Annotated in this window: 1 protein-coding gene and 1 tRNA gene; one reads left to right on the forward strand and one right to left on the reverse strand. The window is 49.5% G+C overall.

Annotation, left to right across the window (positions count from 1 at the left end; all coding sequences use genetic code 11):
* Nucleotides 1-400: 400 nt before the first annotated feature.
* Nucleotides 401-471, reverse strand: a tRNA-Cys gene (locus RMSM_RS40420).
* 227 nt (nucleotides 472-698) lie between these two features.
* On the opposite strand from RMSM_RS40420, the gene RMSM_RS04595 reads away from it, so the two are divergent.
* On the forward strand, nucleotides 699-2,225 hold the full coding sequence (locus tag RMSM_RS04595) for a secreted protein (RefSeq protein WP_008692267.1): 1,527 nt from the start codon (nucleotides 699-701) through the stop codon (nucleotides 2,223-2,225).
* The last annotated feature ends 101 nt before the right edge of the window (nucleotides 2,226-2,326 follow it).

Raw genomic sequence — 2,326 nt, forward strand, 5'->3', positions numbered from 1 at the left:
GATGGCGACGAGGTAATGACTCAGATCGCTAACGCATAGGAATCGAACCTACCGATCGTGTTGCCACGATCCCCAGACTCACTGGACGCAATCATTGGTGGATGGATTCCAAGCCGGCAGTCGCCATGTGCTGAAAAGTCCAACGAAGTTGTTTGCCGAGAAAACCGCTCTTATCGACAGCAATGCCGTCGACAGTGGGCACACGACGACGATTCTCATGGAGATTCATCGACGCTCACGCTGCTTCCGGTCGCCCGGAAGCTCGATACCTTAGGGTCCTCATAGTTAGGATGTAATCCCAGCAGGCAGTTGAATTTGTGTTGTGACTGATCGGCGAGAAAACAGCTCAGATGTTTCACATTTCCAAGATGTAATCCGAACCAGCAGTCGATCCGTCAAGAAACGCCGGTGGGAGTCGAATCCACTTCGTCCGAGTTGCAGACGGATGCTTGGCCGTCTGGCTCCAGCGTCTTGTTGTTAATTAAGACTCGTTGCGGAGCTCCTGGTTCGCAGCATTTTCAACGCGTCCCAACTAGGCCGCAGTTTTAAATCCTATCGATCATGGGTTGTTCAGCACGTAGAGGTTCCCGGGTGGCTCCGTCAGCGGCACAGATTGATCGACGCACGTGATTCGGCAATACTGGAATGCTACAGCATCGCCGTAGGAATGCTTTCTTTCTCTAATCGAAGCACCTAACATGAAATACCCTGTCTTCACACTCGGCTTGGTCTTCGTTGCAGTTTCCGTCAACTCATCGCTGGGCGAAGACTATGTATTTGAAGGGCGTGGGATCCTCAACCCCAAAGATCAAGTTCACGCGTCCAACGAGGGCTACTGGCAGGTCTTGTATTCACCGTTCGGTGCCAATACGAGTCGACTCTATGAATGTAAATTGATAGACACGCTCTGTGATTATCCCGTTCCTGGTTTCGGTCGAATTGTTATCGAAGAGGAGTATGGGCCCAAGGTCGACGGCAAGCCAATTCGTTTTGCGATTTTCAGAGACTACATTTATCGACTTGAGTACTCGAACATCATCGGCGAATACAACGCACAACTATTCGCAGTTGGTCGGCTTCAGGGCGCGTTTCCGACACGTAACGTTCCGGCATCGACAGTACAGGTTGTGTCGGCCGCTGTCGACGACGATGACTTTTCGACGATTGATGTCTTAGGTGATTGGGAGCGACACGCAGAAGAAGGCTATTCGGACTATTGGGACTTTTCAGGATCTCGCTTCGAACAGAAGCTTGAGATTAAACCAACTCCTCAACCAGATTCGAGTGCGTCTAGGCAGAAAAAAGAAGAACAGAAAAGGGAATTTCACGAATGGATCGAGAAAAATCGGAAGGCACGCGAAAAGCAGACACAGGAAGAAATGAGAAGATCCATTCGCAGTGCCGCAGAAAAGAAAACGGAACTTGAGCGGAAAAAACGCGAAAGACAGATTCGGGAAGCAAACCAAAACAAGGCCGCTCGCGAAAAGGCCCTTCGAAAGATGAGGGAAGAATTTGAGCGAAAGGAAAGACAAAAACGGGCGTTTCTTGCAAAAGAGTCCGCACTTCGAAATTTCCTGAATAAAACCAGATACAGCCTTGATGCCAGTAGCAGGGCCAAGTCAAAAGAACTGCACGTCGCTGAAGCAAAACGTCTAGTTCAAAGCAAGGATTACGACGCAAATGGAAGCACAACCCGTTGCAATCAATTCCTCGCTCAACTTTCTAGCGTAGTCCTTGCCCGGAAGCCGTCTGAACTCTTCGATTCCAATGGAAATCCACATACTGCTAACGCTCAGTTCATGAACTTAGTTGCAGCATCTGATCCTGCGAGGCGGGGTTCGAAAGGCCCTTTTAGCGTCTTCGATTTGATGTCCACGAATGAGTTTCAGGCAATTACGATTGAGAAAAATCCAAAGCGGCGATACGGAACGTTGTTTCGAGTCATTCAGCGAATGTCTGACCAGGGACTATTTGTGGTAGCAGCGTCGTATAACGCGGATGGGCACGGCCACGTCGCGACGATTGCACCTCATCTACCATTTATGGAATCGGGTAAATATGGAGGTGCGGTGCCGATGGTGATCCAAGCAGGACGTACAACAGGGGTGGGGATTAAATTTAGCGACAGCTTCTCGGCAAGCAAAGTTAAGTGGGACCGAATTATGTCAAACGACATCACAGCACTTCGTGCTTTAAATCCTGGATTTTTTGTTTACCTCAAGTGAATGCCAGGAATCGAACCTGGTCTACGACCTTCGCAAAGTCGCGTGCTGTCCAGCACACTCCGAGAACATTTTTGAAAGTGAGCTTCGCGATGAAGCCGAGT

The sequence above is a fragment of the Rhodopirellula maiorica SM1 genome (assembly GCF_000346295.1).
Classification (GTDB): domain Bacteria; phylum Planctomycetota; class Planctomycetia; order Pirellulales; family Pirellulaceae; genus Novipirellula; species Novipirellula maiorica.

Excerpts from the sequence above, each read along its gene's own strand:
- RMSM_RS04595 (WP_008692267.1), top strand. The coding sequence starts at position 699 with ATGAAATACCCTGTCTTCACACTCGGCTTGGTCTTCGTTGCAGTTTCC.